Source organism: Kocuria oxytropis, from assembly GCF_040981195.1.
GTDB lineage: Bacteria > Actinomycetota > Actinomycetes > Actinomycetales > Micrococcaceae > Kocuria > Kocuria oxytropis.
Genome location: NZ_JAVFXA010000004.1, coordinates 114,290 through 136,079 on the forward strand (window position 1 = coordinate 114,290; position 21,790 = coordinate 136,079).

The following is a 21,790-nucleotide window of genomic DNA, read 5'->3' on the forward strand; positions in this document are numbered from 1 at the left end:
CCGCGCCGAGTGACCATGCCCTGCCGGGCGGCCGGTCCGCGCCGGGCGACCATGCCCTGCCGGGCGGCCGGTCCGCGCCGGGCGACCGTGCTTACCCGGCGGACGGTGCCGCACGGGCCGGGGGTCCTGTGCCGGCCGCCGGCGCGGTGCCGGGCCACGGCTTCCCGGCGGGCGGATCGGACACGGAGGCCGGCGCCCCGTTCCGCGGGCCGGGCCTGACGGTCCTGCCGCCGTCCCGGCGGCTCGCCGAGGCGACGGCCGGGTGGACCCCCGCCTTCGGCCGGACCCTCCGGCTCGCCCTGGCCATGCGCGGCGGCGTGAGCCTGGCCGTGTGGATCGGCGGGGCCGTGGCCGAGCTCGACGTGCTGCGCAGGATCCGGCTCCACCGGGACGGCGCGGGCCGGCTGCACGCCGTCCTCCTGCACCCCGTGGAGGAGGCCGATCCCCGGCTGGTGGAGCGGGCGGCGGTGTACGCGCGGCTGCTCGCCGACGCCGGCTACGACCGGGTGGAGCTCGACCTCCTCGCCGGCGCCAGCGCGGGCGGCCTCAACGGCGTGGTGCACGCGGTGGCCCAGCGGGCCGGCACGGACCTGGACGCCCTCGCCCGGATCTGGGCGGAGCACGGTGACCTCGGCCGGCTGCTGCGGCCCCTCGGGCGCAGGCCTGTGGACTCCCTCCTGCGCGGCGACGACTACCTGTGGCCGCGGCTGCTGGAGGCGCTGCGCTCGCTGCGGGGCAGCGCGGCGCACCACCCGGACCTGGTGGCCGAGCACGTCGCGGTCGAGCTCTCCGCCACGGTGCTCGACAGCGACCCCTCGCCCTACAGCGCGAGCGCGGAGGGCCGGGGCGACTTCCACTTCGCCACCCCGGAGCCCGGGTCCACGGGCCCTCCCCTGGACAACACCGTCCCGGGCCGGGACACCGGGCCCGCGGAGGCCGAGGCGGCGCTGTCCCGGCTGGCCTACGCCGCACGGGCGACGGCCTCGTTCCCCGGGGCCTTCGAACCGGCTTCGGTCTGGTCCGCGCCCGTCCCTGGTCCGCTGGGGGCACCGGGACCGGCCGCGGGCCGCCCCGACCTGAGCCACGCGTTCGGCGCGCACCGCGACCCCGCGGACCTGCCCTACCACGTGGTGGACGGCGGGGTGTTCGACAACATCCCCATCGACCGGGCGCTGGAGGCCGCGCGCACCCGGACGTCCCTGCGGCACGCGGACCGGGGGCTGCTCTACCTCGACCCGGACCCGCCCCGCCGCGAGCGCCGCGTTCCGTTCGAGCGCGACCTGCCGCGCCTGCTGGGGACCCTCGCCGCCACGGCGGCCCGCCTGCCCCGGCGGGAGTCCGACGACGACGAGGTGCTGGCGCTCTCCGACGACCTGGACGACCGGCTCGCGGCCCGCGGCCGCCTGCACCCGCTCGCGGCCCTGCTCGGGTCCTGGGACCGCACCGCGCTCGAGGAGCGCCGCCGCGCCTATCTGCGCTGCCGGGCACGGACCGACGCCGACCTGCTCTCCGGGCTCCTGACCCGTCCCGCGGAGTGGCAGCTCACCTCGACGCTGATCCGGCGCGACGCCCTGCGGGCGCGGCCGCCCGGGGACCTGGAGCCCCTGCGCACCGAGCTGCTGCGGCGCTACGACCGGCTCTCCCGGGGCCCGCTCGAGGACCCCGCCGCGGCGGCGGTGCTGCGGGGCGCCCAGGCGCTGCTCGACGCCGCGTCCTGCGTGCTCGCCTGGGTGCGGGCCCTCGAGGAGCTGGCACCCGCCGATCCCCTGGACCCCGGCCGGGGCCCGGACGTGGCCGGCGCCCGGGTGCGCGCCTACCGGGTGCTGACCACGGCCCGCCACGGGCGCGACCGGCGCTTCCACGCCGTGCTCGCCGCCGCGGCGGATCCCGCGGCGGACCTCGCTGCAACGGTCGGGCCCTGGCTCGGCGCGGCCGGGCCCGGGCACCGGCCCGAGGCCGCGTCCTGGGCCGAGCTCGACGAGGTGGTCGACGGGCTGCGGAGCCGGCACCCGGTCCTCGACCGCCCGCCGGACCCGCAGGACCCGGCGGGGGCGGCCCGGTGGGCGGCCTGGCGGGCGAGCCCCTGGTCGAGGATCCCGGCGGCGGACACGGAGCTGGGCGCGGCGGACCTGCCCCCGCTCCTGGCCGCGGCCGGCATCCCCTCCGCCGTGTCCCCCGTGGCCTACGGGGAGATCCGCGGCGATCAGCCACCGGCCGGACCGGAGGCGTTCCCCGCGCTGCGGGACGCGCTCGTGCGCGACCGGCTCCAGCAGGCCCTCGACGCGCAGGGTGCCGGCGGGCGGGAGCTCGCGCTGCTGCTCGGGGGCGGTGAGCACCGGGTGCCGGCCGGGGCCAAGCTGGCCGGTGCGGGGCTGCTGAACTTCCGGGGGTTCCTGGCCGCGCCGTGGCGCGCCCACGACTGGTGGTGGGGCCGTCTCGACGCGGCGGCCGGTGTCGCCGGGTTCCTGCGTGGGCTGCCGGCCCCGGGCGCGGCCCCGGCTCCCGGGGCGTCCGGCACCGGGAGCGCGGGGGCGGGCGACCCCGCGGTGGCCGCCCTGCAGGACAGTCTGCTGCGGGACGCCGGGCAGGGCTCCGCCGCGCGGGGCCGGGCGGCGGTCGGCGCGAGCGCCGACGGGCTGGACCGGCTCGCTCCCGGCCACCGCCTGTCCCTGGCCTCCCGAGGGGTGCGCGTGCTGGGCCGCGCCCTGGCCGGCACCCCGGACCTCCCCCGTCCCGCGTGGGAGGTGGTGCTGCTGGCGCTGCAGCCCGTGCTGGTGCTGCTGCCCGCAGTGGTGGTCCCCGTGCGGGCCGCCCTGGTCGGCGCCGCGCTGACGGCCGGACTGTGGGCGGCCACCGGCCCCGGCGCGGGGGACGGCCCGGACCTCCCGTGGCCCGGGGCCCTGCTGCTCGCGGCCGGTTCCGTCGCGCTGGTGTCCTCCCTGCTCCGGACGCGCCGGCGCGCCCTCCGGCGGTGGGCGGCCGTCCGGGACGCCGCCGCGGACCGGCCGCCGCCGCGTCCCCGGACCCCGGCAGCGGCCGGGACCGCACCGCCGGTGACCGCGGCGCCGGTGACCGCGGCGGACGCGACCGCCTCGGGGCGAGCCGCGCTGCGGCGGGCCGGCCTGGCCGGTGCGGCGTCGCTGTCCCTGCTGCTGCCGCTGTGGGCGGCCGTGCCGTCCGGCCGTGCCGCCGCGGCCGTGCTGCTCGTGCTCGCCGTCCTCCTCCTGGAGCGCCTCGCGGCGTTGCTGGCGGTGCGGGCGCCGCTCCCCGGGGGCGTGGACGAGGTCGGTCGGGCGTGCCTCGTGGTGCTCGCGGCGGTGGCGGTGTGGGCGGGTGCCGCCCTGACCGGGCTCCCGGACCGCGTCCCGGACGGCGCGGGCCCCCGGGCCGCCGCGCTCGGCCTGGCGCTGCTGGTGACCGGCGCCCTGCTCCTGGCGGGGTGGGTGCGGACCCTGCCCGCTCTCGGGGTCGCGGTGGCCGCGGCGGTCCTCGCGGGCGGCGCGGCCTGGCTCCTGTGGTCCTGGTCGGGCGGGCCCGGGCCCCTCCGGGCCGATCTGCCGGCCGTGGCCGGGGCCGTGCTCGGCTGGGCGGCCGTGCTGTGGTGGGCGCCCGGCGAGCCGGTGCTGCGGCGGTTCGGGGCCGGCGAGCAGCTGCAGCCCCGCCGGTGAGCCGGACGCGGCGGGCGCCGGCCGGGAGTCAGAAGAGGCCGGTGATGCGCCCGTCGTCGTCGATCCCGATCCGCTCGGCCGCCGGGGACGTGCCCAGACCCGGCATGGTGCGCGTCGTCCCGCAGATCGCGTACAGGTAGCCGGCGCCCACGGCGGCCCGCAGCTCCCGGACCGGCAGGGACCACCCGGTGGGCGCGCCCTTGAGGGCCGGGTCCGCGGTGGTGGACAGGTGGGTCTTGGCGACCACCACCGGCAGCCCCCCGAAGCCGAGCTCCTCGTAGCGGGCCAGCTGGCGCTCCGCGGCCGGGGTGATCTCGAGCCCGTCCGCGCCGTAGACCCGGGTGGCGACCGCGGTGAGCTTGTCCTCGAGCGACTCGGTGAGCCCGTAGGTCGGGGTGTAGCCGGCCGGGTGCTCGCACGCGGCCGCCACGGCGTCGGCCAGCTCGGCGGCCCCGGCGCCGCCCTCGGAGACCGCCGTGCACACCGCGACCTCCGCCCCGGCCGCGCGCGCGATCCGGCGGATCGCCGCGTGCTCCGAGGGGTGGTCGCCGGGGAAGGCGTTGATCGCCACCACCGGCGAGACCCCGAAGGACCGCGCGATGGCCAGGTGGTGGAGCAGGTTGACGGCCCCGGCCTCGACGTCGTCGGGGTTCTCCTGGAGCATCTCGGCGGGCAGCGCCTTGCCCGGGCGCACGGTGTAGCGCCCCGAGTGGGTCTTCAGCGCCCGCACCGTGGTCACGAGCACGGCCGCGTCCGGGGTGAGCCCGGAGACCCTGGCCTTGACGTTGACCAGGCGCTCCAGGCCCATGTCCGCGCCGAAGCCGGCCTCGGTGATCACGTAGTCGGCGTGGGCCATGGCCACGTAGTCGGCGACCACGGAGGAGTTGCCGGTGGCGATGTTGCCGAAGGGCCCGGCGTGGACCAGCGCCGGGGTCGCCTCCAGGGTCTGCAACAGGTTCGGCTGGAACGCGTCCTGCAGCAGCACCGCCATCGACCCGGCGGCCTTGAGGTCCTCGGCGGTGACCGGCTCGCCGTCGTGCGAGTACCCCACCACGATCCGGCCCAGCCGGCGGCGGAGGTCGGCGAAGGACGTGGCGAGCGAGAGGATCACCATCACCTCGGACGCGGCCGTGATGTCGAAGCCCGTCTGGCGGGGCACGCCGTCCTGGTGGTCCCCGAGACCCACCACCACGGAGCGCAGGGACCGGTCGTTGACGTCGAGGACCCGCCGCCAGGTGATGGAGCGGACGTCCAGGCCCAGGGCGTTGCCGTGGTGGAGATGGTTGTCGATCATCGCCGCCAGCAGGTTGTGCGCGGCGGTCACCGCATGGAAGTCCCCCGTCAGGTGCAGGTTGAGCTTGTCCATCGGCAGCAGCTGCGCGTAGCCCGCGCCCGCCGCCCCGCCCTTGATGCCGAACGTGGGGCCCATGGAGGGCTGGCGCAGCGTCAGGGCCGCGGACCGCCCGGTGGCCGCCATCCCCTGGGCCAGGCCCACGGCCGTGGCCGTCTTGCCCTCGCCCAGCGGGGTGGGGGTCAGCGCCGTGACCACCACGTACCGGACGCCCCGGAGCTGCTTGCGGGCCGTGGCCTGCTCCGGGGTGGACACCTCGTCCGGTCGCGGGTCCACCTTCGCCACGAACCGCCCGTAGGGCTCCAGGCGGTCCGCGGCGATGCCGGCGGCAGCCGCGATCTCGGCGACGGGACGGGGTTCGGCGGCCTGGGCGATCTCCAGGTCCGAGGGCAGCGGGGCGGGGCCGGGCGTCATGGGCCCAGTCTGCTCGATCGCGAGTGCTCCCGGCGAGCCCCCGCCGCGCCCCCCCGGGACAGTGGCCGCCGGCCACGGCCCGGGACAGGACGGTGGCGGCGGCCCCACGCCCCGGGGCGGGCCGAGGCCCCGGGGCGGGCTCCCGATACAGTGGAGGACGATGAAACTCCTCGAAGCCCTCTCCCCCGAGCTCGGCACCCCGGGCCACCCGTACTACCGCGGCGACTTCGCCACCAACGCCCTGTCCGGGGACGAGGTCTACGAGGGGTTCCTCGGCTGGATCGCGTCCCGGGACATGGAACTCTACCCCGCCCAGGACGAGGCCGTGCTCGAGTTCGCGAGCGGGTCCAACGTGATCCTGGCGACCCCCACCGGGTCGGGGAAGTCCACCGTGGCGGTCGCGGCGCACTTCGCGGGGCTGGCCGCCGGGCAGCGCTCCTACTACACCGCCCCCATCAAGGCGCTGGTGTCGGAGAAGTTCTTCTCGCTCGTGGAGATCTTCGGCGCCGAGAACGTCGGCATGGTCACGGGCGACTCCGCGGTCAACGCGGAGGCGCCCATCGTCTGCTGCACCGCCGAGATCCTCGCGAACGTCGCCCTGCGCGAGGGGGCGGACGCGGACGTGGGGCCCGTGGTGATGGACGAGTTCCACTTCTACTCCGACCCCCAGCGCGGCTGGGCGTGGCAGGTGCCGCTGCTGCAGCTGCCGCAGGCCCAGTTCCTGCTCATGAGCGCCACGCTCGGGGACGTCTCCCGCTTCGAGGAGGGCATCACCGAGCTCACCGGGCGCCCGACCACCACCGTGTCCTCCGCGGAGCGGCCCATCCCGCTGCACCACTACTGGTCCGAGGACCCCATCCACGAGGCCCTCGAGGAGCTGCTGAGCACCAACCAGGCCCCGGTCTACGTGGTGCACTTCTCCCAGCTGCAGGCCATGGACCAGGCGCAGAACCTGATGTCCGTGAACGTGCTGACCAAGGAGGAGAAGGAGCGCATCGGCGAGCTCATCGCCGGGTTCCGCTTCTCCGCCGGCTTCGGCAAGACCCTCAACCGGCTGGTCCGGCACGGGATCGGGGTCCACCACGCCGGGATGCTGCCCAAGTACCGCCGGCTCGTGGAGCAGCTCGCCCAGACCGGGCTGCTCAAGGTCATCTGCGGCACCGACACCCTGGGGGTGGGGATCAACGTGCCCATCCGCACGGTGGTCATCACGGCGCTGTCCAAGTTCGACGGCGAGCGCACCCGCCGGCTCAACGCCCGCGAGTTCCACCAGATCGCGGGCCGGGCGGGGCGGGCCGGCTACGACACCGCGGGCACCGTGGTGGTCCAGGCCCCGGAGCACGTCATCGAGAACAACAAGGCCATGAAGAAGGCCCACGCCAAGTTCGGCGACGACCAGAAGAAGCTGCGGCAGGTGGTGCGCAAGAAGCCGCCGCAGGGCTTCGTGTCCTGGGGCAAGCCCACCTTCGAGACCCTGGTGGCCTCCGAGCCGGAACCGCTGACCTCGTCCTTCACGGTGACGCACTCGATGCTGCTCAACCTGCTGCAGCGCCCCGGGGACCCGGTGCAGGCGGCGTGGCACCTGCTGACCCACAACCACGAGACGCGCCAGCGCCAGCGCGCCCTGCTGCGGCAGGCCATCGGCATCCTCAAGGAGCTGCGCGCCGCCGGTGTGGTGGAGCGGCTGGCCGCCCCGGACGAGGAGGGCCGCACCTGGCGGCTGACCGTGGAGCTGCAGGAGAACTTCGCGCTCAACCAGCCGCTGTCCCCGTTCGCCCTCGCCGCGCTGACCCTGCTCGACCGCGAGGACCCGGGCTACGCCCTGGACGTGGTCTCGGTCATCGAGGCGACCCTGGAGAAGCCCCGCCAGGTGCTGAACATGCAGGAGAAGAAGGCCCGCGGGGAGGCCGTGGCGTCGATGAAGGCCGAGGGCCTCGACTACGACGAGCGGATGAAGGAGCTCGAGGACGTCAGCTACCCCAAGCCGCTCGAGGAGCTGCTCACCCAGGCGTTCGAGACCTACCGCACCGGCGCCCCGTGGGTGGCGCAGTTCGAGCTGACCCCGAAGTCCGTGGTGCGGGACATGTACGAGCGCGCCATGACGTTCGGCGACTACGTGCAGTTCTACGGGCTGGCCCGGTCCGAGGGGATCCTGCTGCGCTACCTCTCCGACGCCTACAAGGCGCTGCGCCAGACCGTGCCGCTGGACCTGCTGCGGGAGGACCTCGAGGACCTCGTCGAGTGGCTGGGGGAGCTCATCCGGCAGACCGACAACTCGCTGCTCGACGAGTGGGAGAAGCTGGCCGCCGGCGAGGAGTCGCCCATGGGCACCTCCGCGGACTCCCTCGAGGAGCTCATCGACGAGCAGCCGCCCGCGATCACGTCCAACCTCCGGGCGTTCCGGGTGATGGTCCGCAACGCCCTCTTCCAGCGCGTGGAGCTCTTCGCGGACGAGAAGGACAAGGTCCTGGGCGCCCTGGACGGGGAGCACGGCTGGGACCGGGACCGGTGGGCGGACGCCATGGACGCCTACTTCGCCGAGCACGAGGACATCTACACCGATCCCCAGTCCAGGGGCCCGGGACTGATCCGGATCGACGAGCAGCCCCAGGGCCTGCCCGGGTACTGGACCGTGGTGCAGGTCTTCGACGACCCGGACGGCCACCACGACTGGGGCATCAACGCCCGCATCGACCTGCGGGCCTCGGACGAGGACGGCTTCCCCGCCGTGGTCGTGGACAACGTGGGGCCGGTCACCGAGACGGGTCGCTGAGCCGGGTCCGCCCCGGCGCCTCCCCGGGACGCCCCGGAACGACGACGGAGCCCCCGGTGCGCACCTGCTCGGTGCGCGCCGGGGGCTCCTGCGCACGGTGCGCGGGGCACCGCGGGCGGACGCTCAGACGGCGGAGCTGCCGCTGCCGCGGGGATCGTCCGGGGTGGTGGTCCCGGTGGTGTCCTGGGTCTCGGAGCGGGCACCGGAGAGCGCCTCGGCCTCCGGCTCCGGCACGGCGTCCGGCTCGGGACCCACCCCGGTGCGCTCGAACTCGCGGTGCTTGCCGCGGGCACGGTCCAGCAGCTCGTGGAAGTGCTTCTCCGACTCGAGCAGCTCCTCCCGGTGCTCGTCGGAGATCTTCGGCATCTGCCGCTGGTACTTGGCGGCCTTCTCGGCGAGCTTCCGGCGCTCCTCGGCGGGGGCGTCCTGGGGCAGGGTCACGTACTTCTCGGCGACGGTCTGCAGCCCGTTGAGGACGCGCAGGGCCCGGCCCTTGGGGCTGTAGAGGGAGGCCAGGACGGTGATGACCAGGACGCCCACGATCACGGTCAGGGAGAGGCCGATGCCGACCTCGACGACCTCCACGTGCTCGCCGTTGTTGATGAAGCCGAGGTTGTTCTCGTGCAGCGCGTGCAGGATCAGCTTGATGCCGATGAAGCCGAGGATGACCGCGAGGCCCCAGGAGAGGTAGATGAGCCGGTCCAGGAGCCCGTCGATGAGGAAGTACAGCTGGCGCAGGCCCATCAGCGAGAACGCCACGGCGGTGAACACCAGGTACGTCTGCTGGGTGAGGCCGAAGATCGCCGGGATCGAGTCCAGGGCGAAGAGCACGTCCGTGCCGCCGATGGCCACCATCACGAGCAGCATCGGCGTCATGACCTTCTTGCCGTTCTCGACCGTGAACAGCTTGTCGCCGTCGTACTCGTCCGAGGTGTGCATGAAGCGCTTGGCCAGGCGGATGATGAAGTTGTCCGCCTCGTCGTGGGCGGAGTCCGAGAGCTCGCCCTTGATGAGGGAGCCGGCCGTGAGCAGCAGGATCAGGCCGAACAGGTAGAAGACCCACGCGAACTGGTTGATGAGGCCGGCGCCCACGAAGATCAGGGCGGTGCGGGCGATCAGGGCGAACGTGATCCCGAACAGCAGGACCTTCTGCTGGTCCGCGCGCGGGACCTTGAAGGAGGCCATGATGATCAGGAACACGAAGAGGTTGTCGACCGACAGCGCCTTCTCCGTGATGTACCCGGCGTAGTACTCGCCGGCGTACCGGCCACCCCACTCGAGGAGCACGTACAGGCCGAACACGAGGGCGATGCCCACGTAGATCGCCGACCAGATGGCCGCTTCCTTCAGCTGGGGCTCGTGCGCCTTGCGCACGTGGAACACGTAGTCGAACAGGAGCAGGCCGACGATGGCCGCGACCGTGACGATCCAGACGGTGAGTGAGACTTCCATGGTTCTGCTTTCGGGGTCGAGTACGGGACAGCCGTAAGTCTCTCCGCCGTTCCTGCGGGACCGTTCCGGTCCGTCGTGCAGGGCTCGACCGCTGCGTCCGGCCGGGATGAGGCACCCGACGTGCTGACGTCCACAGCGCTGAGGGATACTCCCCTAGGCTTCCGCCCAGTCTATACAGCCGTCCGCCGGGACCTGCGCGCAGGGCCCGTCCCGCCGGTCGGCGGGGCGGGCCCTGCGCGCGCTCGACCGGCCCCAGGGCCGGTGACGTCGGGTCGGCTCAGCGCCCGGTCTGCCCGGGGGTGCCCGACGACGGGGTCCCGCTCTCGGTCCGGTGCTCCTCGACGGACTTCCCGGTGCGCTCGGAGAGGTCCGGCAGCGCCACCGAGGACCGTTCGGATGCCGCCACGGCGGCGTGGTACTTCAGGACGAGGTCCGCCTGGACGGCCCGCAGCTCGCCCGTGCTCGTGTCCTCCCCGGGACTGCGGTAGGTCTCGATGGCCCGGTGGAGCTCGGCCGCGGCGTGCGCGGAGCGCCCCTTGGGGCTGAGCATCGAGGCGACCGTGGCGACCGCGATGATGGCCACGATCACGCCCAGGGACACGAACGTGGGGATCTCCGGGGCCCAGCCGATGTGCTCGCCGCCGTTGATGAACGGCACCTCGTTCTCGTGCATGGCGTGCAGGATGAGCTTGACGCCGATGAACGCCAGGATCAGCGACAGGCCGTGCTTGAGGTAGATGAGCCGCTCCATGAGCCCGCCGAGCAGGAAGTAGAGCTGGCGCAGGCCCATGAGGGCGAAGATGTTGGCGGTGAAGACGATGAACGGGCTCTGGGTGAGCCCGAAGATCGCCGGGATCGAGTCGAAGGCGAACATCAGGTCGGTCACGCCGATGGTGATGAACACCACGAGCATCGGGGTGAACACGCGCTTGCCGGCCACCGTGGTGCGCAGCCTGTTGCCGTCGTAGTGCTCGGTCATGGGCACCACGGTGCGCAGGCGGCGGATGAGACCGTTCTCCTCCGCCTCGTCCTCGCCGTCGTCCTTGGCCTGCTGCCAGGCGGTCCAGAGCAGGAAGACGCCGAACAGGTAGAAGACCCAGGAGAAGTTCGCGATGATCGTGGCGCCCAGCAGGATGAAGATCCCGCGCAGGACCAGCGCGATGATGATGCCCACCATCAGCACCTCCTGCTGGTACTTCCGGGGCACGGAGAAGCGGGCCATGATCACGATGAACACGAACAGGTTGTCGATGCTGAGGCTGTACTCGGTGATCCAGCCCGCCACGAACTGGGTGCCCTGCTCGGCGCCGGCGAAGACGAACATCAGGCCCGCGAACACGAGGGCGAGGGCCACGTAGATGCCCACCCAGGTGCCGGCCTCCTTCATGGAGGGCTCGTGCGGGCGCTTGGCGACCATGATCAGGTCGAAGAGGAGGATGCAGCCGAGGACGACGAAGGAGCCGATCTCGAACCACGCGGGTAGTTGTGTGTGCACGCGAGTTCTTTCGCTGGGAAACGGGTGAGCCCGCGGGCCGGCGTCGTCCGAGGAGCGGGGCGGACCGGGGCATCACGATGAGCCGCAAGTCTCTCCACCGCGTCCGGCGGGCCCGGGGCCCGGGTGCCGAGGTGCGGTCGCTGCGACCGGCCCGGCTCCGTTGCCCGGCGTGCTGACGACCGCAGCGCTGAGGGATACTCCCCTACGCGGGGAGCACTCTACCGCAACCTGGGAGCACGCCGTGAACGGACGGCTCGCCACGCGCCCGGTTCCGCAGGACTCAGGCGTGCCCGGCCTGCTGCATCTGCCGCAGCTCCTTCTTCAGGTCCGAGAGCTCGTCGCGGATCCGCGCGGCGAGCTCGAACTGCAACTCCTGGGCCGCGGCCTGCATCTGCTCCGTCATCTGCGCGATGAGGTCCACGAGATCCTCCGCCGGGGCGGCCGTGAAGCCGTCCTGGCGCAGCTTGTCCGCCGCGGCCGCGGCGGCGTCCCGTCCGCCCTTCCCCCCGGTCGGGGCGGTCTTCTTCCCGGCGGCCGCGCGCCGGGCGAGCAGCTCCCGGGTGTCCTCCTCCTCGCGCTGCAGCTGGTCGGTGATGTCCGCGATCTTCTTCCGCAGCGGCTGCGGGTCGATCCCGTGCTCGGTGTTGTAGGCGACCTGGATCTCCCGGCGCCGGTTCGTCTCCTCGATCGCCGTGGCCATCGAGTCGGTGATCCGGTCGGCGTACATGTGCACCTGCCCGGAGACGTTGCGGGCGGCGCGGCCGATCGTCTGGATCAGGGACGTCGTGGAGCGCAGGAAGCCCTCCTTGTCCGCGTCGAGGATCGCCACGAGGGACACCTCGGGCAGGTCCAGGCCCTCCCGGAGCAGGTTGATGCCGACGAGGACGTCGAAGGTGCCCATGCGCAGCTCGCGCAGCAGCTCCACGCGGCGCAGGGTGTCGACGTCGGAGTGCAGGTACTGGACCTTCACCCCGTGCTCCATGAGGTACTCGGTGAGGTCCTCGGCCATGCGCTTGGTGAGGGTGGTGACGAGCACGCGCTCGTCGCGCTTGACCCGGAGGTTGATCTCGTCGAGGAGGTCGTCGATCTGCCCCTTGGTGGGCTTGACGATCACCTCCGGGTCCACCAGGCCCGTGGGGCGGATGATCTGCTCCACGTAGCCGTCCGCCTGGGACAGCTCGTACTTGCCCGGGGTCGCCGAGAGGTAGACGGTTTGGCCGATGCGCTCCAGGAACTCGTCCCACTTGAGCGGGCGGTTGTCCATCGCGGAGGGCAGCCGGAAGCCGTGCTCCACGAGGGTGCGCTTGCGGGACATGTCGCCCTCGTACATGCCGCCGATCTGCGGGATGGTCACGTGGGACTCGTCGACCACCAGCAGGAAGTCGTCCGGGAAGTAGTCGATGAGGCAGTGCGGGGCGGAGCCGCGGGGGCGGCCGTCGATGTGCAGCGAGTAGTTCTCGATGCCGTTGCAGTAGCCCATCTGCTCCATCATCTCGAGGTCGTAGGTGGTGCGCATGCGCAGCCGCTGGGCCTCGACGAGCTTGTTCTGCGACTCCAGCTCCTGGAGCCGGGCGGCGAGCTCGTCCTCGATGGACTTCACGGCCGTGGCCATCCGGTCCGCGCCCGCCACGTAGTGGGAGGCCGGGAAGACGTACATCTCGGTCTCCTCCCGGATGATCTCCCCGGTCAGCGGGTGGAGGGTGTAGATGGACTCGATCTCGTCACCGAAGAACTCCACGCGGATCGCGTGCTCCTCGTACATCGGGATGATCTCCACGGTGTCCCCGCGCACGCGGAACGTGCCCCGGTGGAAGTCGACGTCGTTGCGGGCGTACTGCATGTTCACGAACCGGCGCAGCAGCTCGTCGCGGTCCATCTCCTGCCCCCGGCGCAGGGTGACCATCTGCGCCACGTACTCCTCGGGGGTGCCCAGGCCGTAGATGCAGGAGACGGTGGCGACCACCACGACGTCGCGCCGGGTCAGCAGGGCGTTGGTCGCCGAGTGCCGCAGCCGCTCGACCTCCTCGTTGATGGAGGAGTCCTTCTCGATGAAGGTGTCCGTCTGCGGGACGTAGGCCTCGGGCTGGTAGTAGTCGTAGTAGGACACGAAGTACTCGACGGCGTTGTTCGGCAGCAGCTCCCGCAGCTCGTTCGCGAGCTGCGCGGCGAGCGTCTTGTTCTGCACCATGACGAGGGTCGGCCGCTGGACGCGCTCGATGAGCCACGCGGCCGTGGCGGACTTGCCGGTGCCGGTGGCGCCGAGCAGCACCACGTCCTTCTCCCCCGCCTCGATCCTCGTGGCGAGCTCCTCGATGGCCTTCGGCTGGTCCCCCGCGGGCACGTAGTCGGAGATGACCTCGAAGGGGGCGACGACACGGTTGATCTTCTGGGCGAGGCTCATGGGACCAGGCTACGCGCCGCCCCGGACACGGGGCCCGGGTTCCTCCGCAGGCGATCGGGCCGCCGGGGCCCCGACTCCGCCCGCGGACCGGGGAGCGGGCACCGGGCACCGGGGAGCGGGCACCGGGCGGGAAATACGCCGGGGGTGCCGCCGGTTGCACAGGACACTCCGCCGCCCCCGGCGGGGCGTCACCGGAGCCCGCGGGCCCCCGTCGAGAGGAACACCGTGTCCATCGTCATCACCGGCGCCACCGGCCAGCTGGGCCGCCACGTCATCAGCTCCCTCCTGCGCCTGGACGTGCCGCTGCCGGACCTCGTGGCCGCCGGCCGCGACGAGGACAAGCTCGGGGCCCTGCGGGAGCTGGACCTCGCCACGGCCAGGATCGACTACTCGGACCCCGCCACCCTCGACGCGGCCTTCGCGGGGGCGGACACGGTCCTGCTGATCTCCAGCAGCGAGGCGGGCCGGCGGGTGCCCCAGCACCGGAACGCGGTGGACGCCGCCGTCCGGGCCGGGGTGTCCCGGCTCGTCTACACCAGTGTCCTCGGCGCGGACCGCGGGAAGCTGCTGCTCGCGGACGAGCACCTGGCCACGGAGCAGGCCGTCACCGGGTCCGGGCTGCCGTACACGATCCTGCGCAACGGCTGGTACACCGAGAACTTCGAGCCCGCCCTGCGGCACGCGGAGACCACCGGCCTGGTCCTGGCCAGCGCCGGGGACGGTCGCGTGGCCAGCGCCCCGCGCGAGGACTACGCCGAGGCGATCGCCGCGGTCCTGGCCCAGGACGGTCACTCGGGGCAGACCTACGAGCTCTCCGGGGACGTGGCGTGGAGCTTCGACGAGCTCGCCGCGGCGCTCACCGAGGTCCTGGACCGCGAGGTGACCTACCGGCGTCTCACCCCCGAGCAGCACCTGGCGGAGCTCGAGCGGACCGGGGTGGACGAGAGCACCGCGCGCTTCCTGGTGGCCCTGGACGCCAACATCGAGGACGGCGCCCTGGACCTCGTCACCGGGGACCTGTCGCGGCTGCTCGGCCGGCACACCACCCCGCTGGCCGACGCCCTGCGGCAGATGCTCTGAGCGGTCCGTCTCCACCGCGACCGGTCACGGCCGGCCGGCGGTGACGGCCGTGCCGGTGCGCCGCCCGGCGTCGTCGTCACATCCGCTGGTACCTGGCCCGGACCACCATGAACAGCCCGTAGCAGATGAGCCCCAGGGCCACGGCCCCGAGGATCCACGCCCCGAACGGCTGCTCCTGGAGGGACTTGAGCGCGCCGTCCAGGCCCGTGGACTGCTCCGGGTCGTGCTGGAGCGTGGCCACGACGAAGAGCACGCCGAGCACTCCCAGGGCCACCCCCTTCGCCGCGTACCCGGCGGTGCCCAGCCACACCACGGCCGATCCGGCCCGGCCGGGCGGCAGGCTCCTCAGGTTGTCCCGGAAGGACCGCGTCACGCCCCGGTGGACGAAGAACACGCCGGCGACCACGAGGCCCGCCCCCACGGCGACCAGGAGCACCATGCCGGCCGGGTTCGCCATGAGCCGGGCGCTGATCGACTGCGTCGACTCGCTGCTGCTGCTCGACCCGCCGAGCGCGTACCTGCCGAACACGACGGCGATCGCACCGTAGACGACCGCCTGGCCGGCCATCTTGACCCGGTGCTTGAGCCGCTCACGGTCCGAGCGCTGTGTGGCGCCGAAGAACACCTCGCTGACCAGGAAGACGGCCAGCGCCGCACAGCCCAGGAAGCACGCCCAGAGCAGGACCGTACCGCCGGGGTTGTCGGCCAGCGCGGCGACCGCCCCGGACTGGTCCGGTGAGCCCGACCCGCCGCTGGCGACGCGCAGCGCGATCACCCCGATCATGAAGTGCAGCAGTCCCGCCGCCACGTACCCGGCGCGCGCCGCGAGGCGGAACCCCCGGGAGTCCGTCGCGTCGTCCGCGGCGTCGGCCGCCCTCGTGGCCTGCCGGCCGACCTCGCCCATAGCTCCTCCTGCGGTGTGGTACTCCATCCTGCGCCTGCGGGCCACCGGTGTCCACGACGCCCTTCGGCTGACACCCGCCGGGCCCGGCGTCCGGCATCGAACGACGACATCTTCCGCCGATCCGCCACGACGTCGCCGGACTGGAGGACGATGGTGCGTGCGGCCGGGGTCCGTCGGCACACGGTGGTGTGCGTCCCCGGCGCGGTCACCGGCACCGGGGAGCGCCCATGGACACCGACATCGTCACCGATCCCTTCGCAGCGTCCCAGACCGCCGTGGCGCGGCGGATCGACGAGATCCTGGCCGCCGTGACGGACAAGGACTTCGACCGGCTCGCCGGCTACCACCTGGCGGGGCCCAAGTTCACGAAGTTCGACGACGCGGAACCGCTCGACCGCCAGGACGCCGCGACGAGCGCGCGGATGGAGGCCGAGCAGTTCGCGGCCGTGGAGGACCTCGACGCCAGGTTCGACGACCTCAAGATCGACGTGTTCGGCCCCGTGGCCATCGCGACAGGGGTCTTCGTCTGGGACTGCACCGTCGAAGGCCGCCCCGTCTCGGGGAGGACCCGGTCGACCGTGGTGTTCGTGGAGCACGGTGCGCAGTGGCTGATCGCGCACGAGCACCACTCTCCGTTCGTCGCCGGTTCCTGAGCCGCCAGAGGCTGCGCGCTCCGCCCGGCGGCCTGTCGGACGTCCCTCTCGACGGTGTGGCGGGACGGGTGCACGAACTGGTTCACCGCGCTCGACCGGTGAACTCGTCGCGCTGATGTGCCGACCGCACAGAGAAGGACGGGGAGTCCCATGGAGACTCCCCGTCCTTCTGTGCGCGTCAGTTGCGCGAGCTGCCGGTGTTCGTGCCCTCACCGGAGTCGTCCCGGTGGTAGAGGTACTCGTTGCCGTGCTCGTCCTTCTCCACGTAGAAGTGCTCCTGGACCTCCTGGTACCACGTCTGCGCGGCCTCGCTCATCTGCTGGCCCTCCTGCGCCTGGGCCAGTCGGTCCCCGGGCCCGTAGACGCGCATCGCGATGGCGTTGAGCCGGTCGAGGATGCGGTGCGGCTGCTCGCCGTCCTGGTTGGTGTTCTGCCTGTTCCGCGCCATGACGTCCCCCGTTGGCCACTGTGATGGTGATCACCAGTCTAGCGCCGCGGCGGGCTCCGGACTCCGATGCGCGGCACGGATGACCGCGGCGGGCCCACCGGCCGGTGACGCCGGTGGGCCCGCTGTGTCCTTCTCAGTTCGCGGCGGCTACTCGATGTCGCGGATCTGCTTGAGCGAGCCCGTGCTCGTGCGGTACTCCCGGACGTAGTCCGGCTGCTCCGGGTGCTCGATGGCCGGGGCGTTGGCCGGCTCCGACCCGTGCACGTAGTCCGGGGCCACGACGTACTCCTCGTCCACCTCAGCGCCGGTGGAGGTCCGGCGGTGGAACTCCTCGGGCGGCAGCACCCGGCGCCACTGGCGGGTGGGCAGCACGCCCACCTCCCCGGCGTCCTCGCGCAGTGCCCGGAGCAGGGAGTAGATCATCACGTACCCCAGCACGAAGAACGGCAGGCCGATGAGGATCGCCACGTTCTGCAGGGCGGCGAGACCCGTGGCGCCCGTGGCCGTCAGCAGGATCGCGGCGATGAGGCCGATGGCCACGACCCAGAAGACCCGCTGGTGGACCGGGGACTCCTCCTCGTGGCCGCTGCCCATGGTGTCCATGACCAGGGCGGCGGAGTCGATGGAGGTGATGAAGAACAGCACCACGATGAGCACGCCCACCGCGGAGGTGACGGTCGAGAACGGGAAGTTCTCGAGGAACACGAACATCGCCCCGGGGATGTCCCCCTCGTCCACCACGGCCTCCACGAGACCGCCGCCGCCGTTGAGCTGGATGTTGAACACGCCCATCCCGAAGATCCCGAACCAGATGACGGAGAACAGCGTGGGGAACGCCAGCACGCCGGAGACGAACTGGCGGATGGTGCGGCCGCGGGAGATGCGGGCGATGAAGATCCCCACGAACGGGGACCAGGTGATGGTCCACGCCCAGTAGAAGACCGTCCAGCTGCTCTGCCAGCCGGTGTCCGCGAGGGTGTCGTTCCAGAAGGCCAGCGCCGGGAGCATCGCCAGGTAGGTGCCGGCGGACTCGACCATGCCCTTGAGCATCATCACGGTGGGCCCCGAGATGAGGATGAACACCAGCAGGGCGATGGCGATGAGGATGTTGGTGTTGGACAGCCGCTTGATGCCGCGGTCCAGGCCGAGGGCCACGGAGACCGAGGCGACGATGCTCACCGCGGTGATGATGAGGATCTGCGACAGCGCCGACTCGGAGATCCCGAACAGGCGGGCGAGGCCGCTGTTGATCTGCATGGTGCCGAGCCCGATCGAGACGGCCACGCCGAACAGGGTGCCCACGATGGCCAGGATGTCGATGGCCCGCCCCGCCGGCCCGTGGATGCGCTCCCCCAGCAAGGGCTGGAACATGGAGCTCACGCGCGGTGGCAGGTTGCGCTTGTACATGAAGTAGCCGAAGGCCAGCGCCGGGAGCGTGAAGATCGTCCAGGTGTGCAGCCCGAAGTGGTAGAGCGTGAAGCCCATGGCCTCGGTGGCCGCCTCGAGGGACTCCGGCTCCACGCCCTGCCGCGGCGGGTTGGCGAAGTGGTTGACGGGCTCGGCCACGGCCCAGAACATGAGAATGGTGCCGATGCCGGCGGCGAAGAGCATCGAGAACCAGGACAGGTTGGAGTGCTGGGGCCGTTCGTCGTCGGCCCCGAGCCGGACCTGCCCGAAGCGGCTGACCATGAGGTAGATCAGGAACAGCAGGAAGACGGTCACGCCCAGGATGTAGAACCAGCCGAGCTGGTCGATGACCCAGGCGGAGCCGCCGGTGAAGACCGTGTCCATGAAGTCGGTGAACACCAGTGTCAGGACCACGAACGCGATGATGATCAGCGCCGAGCCGAAGAAGATGGTGGGGCTGGTCCGTAGTCGCAGGGAGTCGTGCAGTCTGTTCAGCATTGCCGTGCTTCCCCGGCTGCCCCCGGCCTCGGACGAGCGGACGGCCGCCGTGTCTCGGTTGTGTGCTTCGGTGGTGTGCTTCGGTGCTGCGTGTCGGTGGTGCGTCTCGTCGTGTGCGTCGCTGCGTGTTCTGGTGTCCTCGACCCTACCCTGTCGTCACCGCGGAACGGAGGGGCGGTCCGCGGCGGGCGTGGACGGGAGGCGCGGCTCCACGTGCCACTCCCACCAGGCGTCGACGCGGTCGAGCAGCCGCTGCACGGTGTCGTCGTTGTCCAGCACGGTGGTGGAGACGGCCGCCCGCTCCTCGTCGGTGGCCTGCGCGGCGATCCGGGCGCGCGCGTCCGCCTCCGTCATCCCACGGTCCTCGACCATCCGCCGCACGCGCTCCTCCTCGGGCGCCCGGACGGTGAGGACCAGGTCGAAGCGCCCGTGCTGGCCGGTCTCCACGAGCAGCGGGATGTCCTCCACGAGGACGGCGTCCTCCCCCGCCGCGGCGGCCAGTTGTTGCGCCTCCGCGCGGACGAGCGGATGGATGATCGCGTTGAGCCGCTCGCGGGCCTGCGGGTCCCCGAACACCCGGGTGCCGAGGGCTGCGCGGTCCAGGCGGCCGTCCGGGGTCAGCACCGCGGGACCGAACTCCTCCACGATCCCCGCGAGGCCGGGCCGGCCCGGCTCCTGCAGGGCCCGCGCAATCGCGTCGGCGTCGATCACGGTGGCGCCGAGCTCCATGAGCCGGCGGGAGACCGTCGACTTCCCCGAGGCGATCCCGCCCGTGAGTCCGATGGTCAGCATGGGACCATGCTAGCGGCCCACGCCGCGCGAGGACCGGGCCGGCGGCTCACGACGGTCCGGTCCCGGCCACGGTGGTCATGACCTCGGGGAGGGTGCCGGGCGCGTCGTCCCGGCGCACGAGCAGCCAGCGGAACCCGTAGCCCTCCAGGGCCAGCTCGGCCGAGGAGTCGGCGTCCAGGGCGCAGGACCCGTCCGCCAGCAGGTCCAGCAGCACGGTGCCCTCGGCCTCGTCCGGCAGCCGCAGCGGCACCGTGGTGGGCTCCGGGGAGAGGTTGTGCAGGGCGACGACGGCGGAGCCCTCCCACGCGCACCGGTGCGCCAGCACCTGTCGGCGCGGCTGGTCCAGGATCTCGGCGGTCCCCCAGGCCAGCGGTGCGCACCGCCATCCGGTCCTCGGCGTCGAGGTTCTCGCCCATGCCGATCTCCTCGCCGTAGTACAGCACCGGCGTGCCCGGCAGCGAGAAGAGTAGCGAGTAGACCATCCGGATCCGCTGCCGGTCGCCCTGCAGCATGGGCGGCAGCCGCCGCCGGAGGCCGCGGCCGTAGAGCTGCATCCGCTCCTCGGGCCCGAAGGCCGCGAAGACCTCCTGCCGCTCGGCCGCGGAGAGCTGGTCGAAGGTGGGCTCGTCGTGGTTGCGCACGAAGTTCGCCCACTGGGCCTCCTGGGGGATCCGGGGACGGCTCCGCAGGGCGGCGGCCAGCGGGCCCGCGTCCTGGCGGGCCAGGGAGAGGTAGAGGGGCTGCATCGCCACGAAGTCGAAGATCATGGTCAGCTCCCCGGCGTCCTCGGTGCCGAACAGCTCGAGCTGCTCCCGGTAGGGCAGGTCGACCTCGCCCAGCAGGGCGGCCCGGCCGTTGCGGCGGTTCATGAACTTCCGCAGGGAGCGCAGGAAGCCGTGCGGGTCCGTGACACCGCCCTGGTCCTCGGCGTCGCCGCCCTCCCCGAGGGCCAGCAGCTGCGGGATCCCGTCCACCCGGAAGCCGTCGAGGCCCAGGTGCAGCCAGAACCCCACGACCTTGGCAATCTCGTCGCGGACCTTCGGGTGGGCGAGGTTCAGGTCCGGCTGGTGGCGGTAGAAGCGGTGCAGGTACCACTGCCCGGTGGCCTCGTCCCGGCTCCAGATGCCGCTCTCCTCGTCGGGGAACACGGTCTGCTCGGACGTGTCCGGGGGCTCGTCGGCGCGCCACACGTAGTAGTCGCGGTACGGGCTGTCGGTGCTCGAGCGGGACTCCCGGAAGCAGGGGTGCTGGTCGGAGGTGTGGTTGACCACGAGGTCCGCGATGACCCGCAGACCCCGGTCCTGGGCCGTGCGGACGAGCTCCACGAGGTCGCCGAAGCTGCCCAGCCGCCGGTCCACGCCGTAGAAGTCCGTGATGTCGTACCCGTCGTCCCGGTTCGGCGTGGGATAGAACGGCATGAGCCACAGACAGGTCACGCCGAGCTCCGCCAGGTGGTCCACCCGCTCGGCCAGACCGGCGTTGTCCCCCGTGCCGTCGCCGTCGGTGTCGAGGTACCGCTCGATGTCCACGCAGTACACGACCGCCTGCTTCCACCAGAGGTCGGAGGTGTCGGCGATGCGCATGCGGGCTCCCTCGGTCGCGGATGCCTCCCTGTCCAGCACCGCTCCCCCGTCGCGTCGAGGGCCCGCCGTGGCCCCTAGAGTGGGGCCCATGGACCCGGACCCCCTGCTCAGCCGCGCCACCCGCTACACGACGCTCGCCGCGGGGTCCGAGGCGGTGGCGGAGCTGGAGATCAAGCGCTCACGCTTCCTGGCCGTGCTCCGCCGGGCGGGGACGGAGGCCGAGGCCCGGGCGCTGGCCGAGGAGCTGCGGCGGGGCTTCCACGACGCCCGGCACCACTGCTCCGCGTTCGTGCTGGGCCCGGACCGGGACGTCCGGCGCTCCTCCGATGACGGCGAGCCGTCCGGCACCGCCGGCCTCCCCATGCTCGAGGCCCTGGTGCAGCGCCGCACCGGGACCGACGACCGGGGCGGGGACCTCGCCGACCTTTCCGACGTGAGCGCCGTGGTGGTCCGCTGGTTCGGCGGCACCCTGCTCGGCGCCGGCGGTCTGGTGCGCGCCTACTCCGACGCCGTGGCACAGGCCCTGGACGGTGCCGTGCTGGTGACGCGCCGGCGGCTGCGGCTGTACCGCCTGCCGGCCTCCCACGCGGACGCGGGCCGGATCGAGAACGAGCTGCGGGCCGCCGGGACCACGGTCCTCGACACCGGCTACGGTGCCGAGGGCGCCGAGATCGGGCTCGCCCTGCCCGACGACGAGGATGCCGCCGCCGCGCTGGCCGCCCGGGTCGCGTCCCTCACGTCCGGGGCGGGAGTGCTGCGCCCGGCCGGCGTGGACTGGGTGGACCTCCCCCGCTGACCGGGCGTCCCGGCCCGTGAGCGCCCGTCAGCGCTGAGGCGTCCCGGCCCGTCCCCGGGCCACGGACGGCGACGA

General features: G+C 72.9%; 12 protein-coding genes and 2 pseudogenes. 5 read left to right on the forward strand and 9 right to left on the reverse strand.

What is annotated here, in order from left to right:
* Nucleotides 1-128: 128 nt before the first annotated feature.
* Nucleotides 129-3,668 (forward strand): DUF3376 domain-containing protein, encoded by a 3,540-nt coding sequence (locus QYM41_RS05795; protein ID WP_368798801.1) that lies wholly within the window; start codon nt 129-131, stop codon nt 3,666-3,668.
* A gap of 28 nt (nt 3,669-3,696) precedes the next feature.
* Here the strand turns inward: QYM41_RS05795 and QYM41_RS05800 are convergent, their stop codons facing one another.
* A complete protein-coding gene (locus tag QYM41_RS05800; RefSeq protein WP_368798802.1) occupies nt 3,697-5,433 on the reverse strand; it encodes a formate--tetrahydrofolate ligase in 1,737 nt (578 codons plus the stop codon).
* Nucleotides 5,434-5,593: 160 nt separating this feature from the next.
* Between QYM41_RS05800 and QYM41_RS05805 the strand changes: the two genes are divergently transcribed.
* On the forward strand, nt 5,594-8,206 hold the full coding sequence (locus QYM41_RS05805) for a DEAD/DEAH box helicase (RefSeq protein WP_368798803.1): 2,613 nt from the start codon (nt 5,594-5,596) through the stop codon (nt 8,204-8,206).
* 123 nt (nt 8,207-8,329) lie between these two features.
* Here the strand turns inward: QYM41_RS05805 and QYM41_RS05810 are convergent, their stop codons facing one another.
* The 3 genes and pseudogenes from QYM41_RS05810 to uvrB all read right to left on the reverse strand — a co-directional run bounded on the left by QYM41_RS05810 (nt 8,330) and on the right by uvrB (nt 13,554).
* On the reverse strand, nt 8,330-9,658 hold the full coding sequence (locus tag QYM41_RS05810; RefSeq protein WP_368798804.1) for a TerC family protein: 1,329 nt from the start codon (nt 9,656-9,658) through the stop codon (nt 8,330-8,332).
* Between the two features lie 469 nt (nt 9,659-10,127).
* Nucleotides 10,128-11,075 (reverse strand): annotated as a pseudogene (locus QYM41_RS05815) (TerC family protein); the annotation flags it as partial.
* 358 nt (nt 11,076-11,433) lie between these two features.
* Nucleotides 11,434-13,554: an excinuclease ABC subunit UvrB gene (uvrB, locus tag QYM41_RS05820; protein WP_368798805.1), complete on the reverse strand. Its 2,121-nt coding sequence runs from the start codon at nt 13,552-13,554 to the stop codon at nt 11,434-11,436.
* 225 nt (nt 13,555-13,779) lie between these two features.
* Between uvrB and QYM41_RS05825 the strand changes: the two genes are divergently transcribed.
* Nucleotides 13,780-14,634: an SDR family oxidoreductase gene (locus QYM41_RS05825; protein ID WP_368798806.1), complete on the forward strand. Its 855-nt coding sequence runs from the start codon at nt 13,780-13,782 to the stop codon at nt 14,632-14,634.
* Between the two features lie 76 nt (nt 14,635-14,710).
* Here QYM41_RS05825 and QYM41_RS05830 read toward each other — a convergent pair whose 3' ends face one another.
* Nucleotides 14,711-15,538 carry a DUF1206 domain-containing protein gene (locus QYM41_RS05830; RefSeq protein WP_368798807.1) on the reverse strand — a complete coding sequence of 276 codons (828 nt, stop codon included), beginning with the start codon at nt 15,536-15,538 and terminating at the stop codon, nt 14,711-14,713.
* A 227-nt stretch (nt 15,539-15,765) separates the two neighbouring features.
* Here QYM41_RS05830 and QYM41_RS05835 point away from each other — a divergent pair, with 227 nt between their 5' ends.
* The gene (locus QYM41_RS05835; RefSeq protein ID WP_368798808.1) at nt 15,766-16,191 is read left to right on the forward strand and encodes a nuclear transport factor 2 family protein; all 426 of its coding nucleotides are present in this window, start codon (nt 15,766-15,768) and stop codon (nt 16,189-16,191) included.
* Between the two features lie 178 nt (nt 16,192-16,369).
* Here the strand turns inward: QYM41_RS05835 and QYM41_RS05840 are convergent, their stop codons facing one another.
* The 4 genes and pseudogenes from QYM41_RS05840 to QYM41_RS05855 form a co-directional block, all read right to left on the reverse strand.
* Nucleotides 16,370-16,639: a hypothetical protein gene (locus QYM41_RS05840; RefSeq protein WP_368798809.1), complete on the reverse strand. Its 270-nt coding sequence runs from the start codon at nt 16,637-16,639 to the stop codon at nt 16,370-16,372.
* Nucleotides 16,640-16,786: 147 nt separating this feature from the next.
* On the reverse strand, nt 16,787-18,544 hold the full coding sequence (locus QYM41_RS05845; RefSeq protein ID WP_368798810.1) for a BCCT family transporter: 1,758 nt from the start codon (nt 18,542-18,544) through the stop codon (nt 16,787-16,789).
* 156 nt (nt 18,545-18,700) lie between these two features.
* Nucleotides 18,701-19,336, reverse strand: a complete 636-nt coding sequence (coaE, locus tag QYM41_RS05850; RefSeq protein ID WP_368798811.1) for a dephospho-CoA kinase — start codon at nt 19,334-19,336, stop codon at nt 18,701-18,703.
* A gap of 46 nt (nt 19,337-19,382) precedes the next feature.
* Nucleotides 19,383-20,919 (reverse strand): annotated as a pseudogene (locus QYM41_RS05855) (alpha-amylase family glycosyl hydrolase).
* 88 nt (nt 20,920-21,007) lie between these two features.
* On the opposite strand from QYM41_RS05855, the gene QYM41_RS05860 reads away from it, so the two are divergent.
* Nucleotides 21,008-21,715: an IMPACT family protein gene (locus tag QYM41_RS05860; RefSeq protein WP_368798812.1), complete on the forward strand. Its 708-nt coding sequence runs from the start codon at nt 21,008-21,010 to the stop codon at nt 21,713-21,715.
* Nucleotides 21,716-21,790 lie beyond the last annotated feature (75 nt).

What these genes read in the sequence shown, in the direction of transcription:
- QYM41_RS05800 (WP_368798802.1), bottom strand. Translation starts at nt 5,433, where the DNA reads ATGACGCCCGGCCCCGCCCCGCTGCCCTCGGACCTGGAGATCGCCCAG.
- QYM41_RS05805 (WP_368798803.1), top strand. Translation starts at nt 5,594, where the DNA reads ATGAAACTCCTCGAAGCCCTCTCCCCCGAGCTCGGCACCCCGGGCCAC.
- QYM41_RS05810 (WP_368798804.1), bottom strand. Translation starts at nt 9,658, where the DNA reads ATGGAAGTCTCACTCACCGTCTGGATCGTCACGGTCGCGGCCATCGTC.
- uvrB (WP_368798805.1), bottom strand. Translation starts at nt 13,554, where the DNA reads ATGAGCCTCGCCCAGAAGATCAACCGTGTCGTCGCCCCCTTCGAGGTC.
- QYM41_RS05830 (WP_368798807.1), bottom strand. Translation starts at nt 15,538, where the DNA reads ATGGGCGAGGTCGGCCGGCAGGCCACGAGGGCGGCCGACGCCGCGGAC.
- QYM41_RS05835 (WP_368798808.1), top strand. Translation starts at nt 15,766, where the DNA reads ATGGACACCGACATCGTCACCGATCCCTTCGCAGCGTCCCAGACCGCC.
- QYM41_RS05840 (WP_368798809.1), bottom strand. Translation starts at nt 16,639, where the DNA reads ATGGCGCGGAACAGGCAGAACACCAACCAGGACGGCGAGCAGCCGCAC.
- QYM41_RS05845 (WP_368798810.1), bottom strand. Translation starts at nt 18,544, where the DNA reads ATGCTGAACAGACTGCACGACTCCCTGCGACTACGGACCAGCCCCACC.
- coaE (WP_368798811.1), bottom strand. Translation starts at nt 19,336, where the DNA reads ATGCTGACCATCGGACTCACGGGCGGGATCGCCTCGGGGAAGTCGACG.
- QYM41_RS05860 (WP_368798812.1), top strand. Translation starts at nt 21,008, where the DNA reads ATGGACCCGGACCCCCTGCTCAGCCGCGCCACCCGCTACACGACGCTC.